This is a genomic window from Neobacillus drentensis (assembly GCF_036966985.1).
Classification (GTDB): Bacteria; Bacillota; Bacilli; order Bacillales; family Cytobacillaceae; genus Neobacillus; species Neobacillus drentensis_E.
In genome coordinates this window covers 1-5,682 of the sequence record NZ_JBALSN010000121.1, presented here as the reverse complement: position 1 = coordinate 5,682, position 5,682 = coordinate 1, and the positions used below count along the sequence as shown (strand labels likewise).

5 protein-coding genes and 1 pseudogene are annotated in these 5,682 nt (G+C 37.5%); 4 read left to right on the top strand and 2 right to left on the bottom strand.

The features are described 5' to 3' along the window. Positions 1–35: 35 nt before the first annotated feature. Positions 36–1,236: pseudogene (ylbJ, locus tag V7659_RS08435) on the bottom strand (sporulation integral membrane protein YlbJ). Positions 1,237–1,469: 233 nt separating this feature from the next. Between ylbJ and V7659_RS08430 the strand changes: the two are divergent. After that, positions 1,470–2,249, top strand: a complete 780-nt coding sequence (locus tag V7659_RS08430; RefSeq protein WP_335539375.1) for a patatin-like phospholipase family protein — start codon at positions 1,470–1,472, stop codon at positions 2,247–2,249. A gap of 8 nt (positions 2,250–2,257) precedes the next feature. After that, positions 2,258–3,277, top strand: coding sequence for a SepM family pheromone-processing serine protease (locus V7659_RS08425; RefSeq protein WP_335539374.1), 1,020 nt, complete (start codon positions 2,258–2,260; stop codon positions 3,275–3,277). Positions 3,278–3,361: 84 nt separating this feature from the next. Here the strand turns inward: V7659_RS08425 and V7659_RS08420 are convergent, their stop codons facing one another. Then, a complete protein-coding gene (locus V7659_RS08420; protein ID WP_335539373.1) occupies positions 3,362–4,576 on the bottom strand; it encodes a nucleotidyltransferase in 1,215 nt (404 codons plus the stop codon). A 255-nt stretch (positions 4,577–4,831) separates the two neighbouring features. Here V7659_RS08420 and V7659_RS08415 point away from each other — a divergent pair, with 255 nt between their 5' ends. Together V7659_RS08415 and rpmF are read left to right on the top strand one after the other, a co-directional pair. Further along, positions 4,832–5,353, top strand: a complete 522-nt coding sequence (locus tag V7659_RS08415) for a YceD family protein (RefSeq protein ID WP_144548856.1) — start codon at positions 4,832–4,834, stop codon at positions 5,351–5,353. Between the two features lie 89 nt (positions 5,354–5,442). After that, entirely contained in the window at positions 5,443–5,616 is a 174-nt protein-coding gene (gene rpmF / locus V7659_RS08410; RefSeq protein WP_026566356.1) for a 50S ribosomal protein L32, read from the top strand. Positions 5,617–5,682 lie beyond the last annotated feature (66 nt).

The window sequence follows — 5,682 nt, the reverse complement described above, 5'->3', positions numbered from 1 at the left end:
ATTCGGGTTATAGTTCATGCATGCCAGCTCTTTTATTATTGTTTTTTTAAGCGGGAAAACAATATAAGCACATACACTAAGAGTGAGATGATGGTGATAATCGGTCCAAAGACTATCATTTTATGAAATAAGTGGTCCGCCCATGAACCATATTCGAAAAAACTAACTGGCAAAGCATTTGAAGGCTGCTCATTCCCATTAAAGCGCAAATAAACAGGCTTCCATAAAATCAATGCAAACAAACTTGCGAAAATACCTTGTAGAATTCTCGCCATAAAAAATGGTTTAAATCTAATATCTGTTTGTGCCAGAATACTTGCAACTTGGGCTTGGACACTAAAACCACTAAAGGCTAAAATAAAGCTGGTAATCATCGCTTTTTGTAAAAGGGTAGCATCTGGATTTTGACTAGTTAGTTGACTGCCTAAAGTGATCTCAAATAAACCTGAAATAAACGGAATACTTAACATTTCTGGGAAGGACAACGCTGATAGCAGCACCTCAACAGATTTTGCCAATGTGGCTGTGATATGTAAATGATAAAGTATTTTGTTTATTACAGAGAAAAGAATGATAAACCCGCCCACCATTAATAAGGTTTGAATGGATGAATTAACGGCATCCCCAAGTAGTTTTCCAATTGGTCGATTATCTTTTAATCTTGTTTGATGCAAAGCTGATAAAGCGGAACGGATTTTGAACTTCTTCCTTTTCGCTTGTGTTTCATCATGTGATTCTTTTCCATAAAAGCGCATGATTAATCCAACACAAATATTTCCTAAATAATGAGATAGTGCAAGGATAACCCCTAAATGTGGATTATAGAAAAATCCTACCGAAACAGCCCCAAAAATAAATAATGGATTTGATGAATTTGTGAAAGAAACAAGTCTTTCAGCTTCAATTCGTGTTAGCTGGCGTTCTTCTCTTAATCTTGCCGTNNGGAAATCCAGAAGCCATACCCATCGCCCAAACAAATCCGCCCACACCAGGAACCTTAAAAAGGGGCCTCATTAATGGTTCCAATAACACACCAATAAATTTTACAACCCCGAAGCCAATTAACATTTCAGAAACAATAAAAAATGGTAATAAGGATGGAAAAACAATTTCCCACCACATATTTAGGCCGCGAATGGATGCATCCAAGGACTCTTGCGGATAAAATATTAGGGAGCCAGCTAGAATGGTGACGGATATGGATAAAAAAATTGTTTTTAATTTGGACTGAAACAATGAAGAGACCTCCTCCCGAGGAAATCGTTGAACTGTGCAATCGATTAAATGAATGGTAAAATAAAGAAATATTCCATCCTGACTTGTCCTCATATAACTCAAATATACTCATAGAACGGTTATTTAGACCATAAGATTGAACGAGATTTCACTTTTACATGGAAGGAATTCGTAAAGTCCGTCAATTAAGAAATCAATTATTTTGATTAGGTATTGATAGGAGGTCTATAATTATGGAGCACCCAAAAATAGGCTTGGCGCTTGGTTCAGGAGGTGCACGAGGGTTTGCTCATTTAGGTGTCATTAAAGCATTAATAGACGCTGAAATTCCGATTCATCTGATTGCAGGCAGCAGTATGGGAGCACTAGTTGCAAGTTTTTACGGTTCAGGTATTGATATGGATCGGTTATATAAATTATCCACTGCCTTTAAGAGGAAGTACTTTTTGGACTTTACAGTTCCAAAAATGGGCTTTATTTCAGGAAAAAAAGTAAAAGAATTTATTAAGGTATTTACCCACGGAAAAAACATTGAGGAGCTTTCGATTCCAATTGGAATCGTCGCCACTGATTTATTGACGGGGGAAAAGGTGGTATTTAAAACGGGTTCTGTCGCAGATGCTGTCCGAGCAAGCATTTCGATACCTGGAATTTTTGTGCCGGAAAAATATAATGGCAGAATCCTTGTAGATGGCGGTGTATCTGATCGTGTTCCTGTTTCTGTCGCTAAGGAGATGGGGGCGGATATCGTGATCGCAGTCGATGTTTCCAGGGTAAAGCGGAATGCCGAAATTACCTCTATTTATGATGTCATCATGCAGAGCATAGATATTATGCAAGCAGAAATAATTAACAATCGGGAAATTGCTGCTAGTGTAATGATTCGCCCTCCTGTCGAAATCTATAGTTCACGAGCCTTCACAAATATTGAGGAGATTATTAATCTAGGTGAGGCAGAAGCGAAAAAACACATAGCGCAAATAAAGACCGTGATTGAACAGTGGAAGGGGTAAATACTGCCATGCGCAAAAAAATATATATAGGGTCTGCTCTTATAATTACGATTATTTTTATTTGGGGTATGTTTTATTCATTGCCATATTATGTATCCAAACCGGGAATGGCGAAGGAACTCGGACCAATCATTACTGTTGAAGGCGGAGATAAAGATGAAGGGAATTTTATGCTTACGACGGTTAGAATGGGTAGAGCCAATATATTTTCTTATATAGAAGCAAAGGTTCGAAATTATGAAGAGCTTTATCCACTTGATATGATATTAAATAAAAAAGAAACCGAGGAAGAATACAACGCAAGACAGCTTCATCTTATGGCGGGATCGAAGCTAAATGCAATAGAGGTAGCATACCGGAAAGCAGGGCTTCCTGTAAAATACAAATATAAAGGGATTTATGTGGTCCAAGTGATTCCTGATATGCCTGCATACGGGAAACTTTCCGCGGGTGACCGGATTTTTAAAGTGGATGGGAAGCAATTACCTTCATCGGAAAAATTCATTGATTACGTTAGTAAGAAACATGCGGGTGACAAGGTAGAATTAACATATTTACGAAATAAAAGTACAAAGACTGTCACATTAAAACTTCAGGCTTTTAAGGAGGATCCTCAAAAGGTTGGAATTGGGATTTCGCTAGTTGATGATAAAGAAATAATAGTTGATCCAAAAGTTAAGGTAAAAACGGATGAAATTGGCGGACCTTCCGCAGGGTTCATGTTTTCTTTGGAAATTTATAACCAGTTAGCAGAAGGAGACTTGACAAAAGGCTATCAGATTGCAGGAACAGGGACTATTGAAGTGGACGGGACTGTTGGTCCTATTGGCGGAATTGAACAAAAAATTGTTGCGGCTGACAAGGCAGGCGCGGAAATCTTTTTAGCCCCTAATGAGAAAGGAATAAAGAATTCCAATTACCGGGATGCAGTAAAGACCGCCCGTGAGATAAAAACCAAAATGAAAATTGTTCCTATTGATACATTTGACGAAGCTGTTAGCTATTTAGAAAAGCTAAAGGAAAAATAAAAAGATGGTGCACACGCATCATCTTTTTATTATGGTTAAGTTAGGAAATATTGTTGATTTTGGCACCCTGTTTAACAGAGCTTTTTACTTTATATAAATAGGTGGCTGCTCATATTCTTGATGGATCATTTTATTTTTTAAATGACTAGGGATGCCGAGAGAATAAATCCGTGCTGCCTTAATATCTAGGTTAATCTCTTTTCCTTTATAAGAAGAAAGTTTCGATATTAGAGGGAGACTGAGATGAGCCTTGTTTTTATTTAGATATTCCTTGCCCCTTGTGGTCATACCGAGAAGTCTTAAATAAGAGGCTTTTTCTGAAATCATTGCCATCTCCTCTTTTTTCGAATTAGTTAAAATATGCACACATAGCCTTTGCAGTCTAGTCCAAGTATAACGTTTCGTTTTGATTTTCTGCATAAACTCATGAAAAGTATCAGCCTCTCGAGCCGCAGAGAGAAGTCTATTTTCAAGCCCCTCTTCCATTTCATAAATATCTCTCAGCTCTTCTGGGCTAGCATGAATTAAACGAAATTGTAGATAACTCCAATAGTTTTCCCATTGATGAAATACTTGATAAGATTGTAAATATTCTTTTAGCAATTGTTTGGTCGGCTGTGGTACATATTGATCAATAGCAGATTTTCCATCGCTGTCAGCAAAGATGGCTTTCCTGATACTGGTTGCACTTGCAATCGTTGCAGAGGTAAAATCTTGATCATGGTAGTTAGCGTTTTTTCGAGCAATCGTCATTGGGATGATATTCGACTTTTGTTGTTTTATAGATTTTATGTATTCGAGTCCTAGAATATTATTTGGCTTAGCTAAATCCAAATATTTATCCGAATCAGGCAATTGCTCATAAGCAAGGGATAAAGCTTTTGGATAACTGACACCTGTGTCCAGGTACTGTTTAATGTTTTTATTAAAAGGATGATGCTTCTCTTCTAAGTATTCAATTGTTTGAAGGAAATCCGATATGTCTCCGCTTTCGCTGCCGAAACAGAGGCAATGAGTGTCCACTGCATCCAACATTGACACCGCACCATTTGCAAAGGTTTCCGCTTTCTGAGTTGCGAAGCAATATGGTAGTTCAAAAACAATATCTACACCATTAAGCAATGCCATTTTGGTTCGCTGCCATTTGGATACAAGTGCAGGTTCCCCACGCTGTAAAAAGTTACCACTCATTACTGCAATAACAATATCAGCTTCTGCTGCCTCCTTAGATGCTTGTAAATGATAGGCATGCCCATTATGAAATGGGTTGTATTCCACAATTAATCCAACAGCTCTCATTTGTACTCTCCTTATAACCTTAAATTCTCATGTGCTTCCGCTTTTATTAACATTATAGCAATATTTTAAGGAAACCAATCAAATTATATGGTAAGATATTAAGGATGTTTGCAAAAGGCGTATCTGGTTAAACTAGTATAGGAAACAGGTAGATGCATTTTGCTTTTTTAATCATCTGACGGGGTGTAAAGAAAAAACATTGACAAAAAATTTATCGAAGGCTATAATTACCTTTGTTGCCTTGGGGTGATTCAATTGAAATGGACATTAAGTCAATTACAAAAATATCGAAACAAGGAATTTATTATTGATGAGATAGTTCGTGTGGATGAGATTAAACAAGATGATCCAACCATCCGAGAAGTTTCTCCGATGCATATCACAGGTCGGGGCGATATCGATTCAACCAAAGTAACATTCCATTTAACAATCGAAGGTTACTTAATACTTCCATGTTCTCGTACTTTAGTGGATGTTAAACTTCCAATTAATGTCGAAACAACTGAAACGTTTCTCTTACAAGGTTCAGTTTATGAAGCTGAAGAGGAAGCATATCAAGTGAAAGGTGAAGTGATTGATGTAATGCCGATCCTTCGAGAGATTCTTTTACTTGAGGTACCAATGCAAGTTTTTTGCGAAGATGTTAATCGTGAAGATGCTGCTCCACAATCTGGCAAGGATTGGGAAGTTGTTCATGGAGAAGATCAATCTAAAAAAATTGATCCGAGACTAGCAGGTCTCGCAAAGTTTTTCGATGAAAACAATTCTTCTTCGTAAATTTAATCGACAAATCTAAGAAGCAAAGTGAAGACCCAGCATTCCTGGCCTTCATTACTTTCTTAATACTCTTTAAGGAGGTGGGAAGAATGGCTGTACCTTTTAGAAGGACTTCTAAAACCGCAAAAAGAAAACGTCGTACTCATTTTAAATTAAACGTACCTGGTATGGTAAGCTGCCCAAACTGTGGTGAAATGAAACTTTCACACCGTGTATGTAAAGCTTGCGGAACATACAAAGGAAAAGACGTAGTGAACGACTAATTTTCGATAAGATAGAAAGCACAAGGGTTTAATTCCCTTGTGCTTTTGTCTGTGCGCCCAGCATGG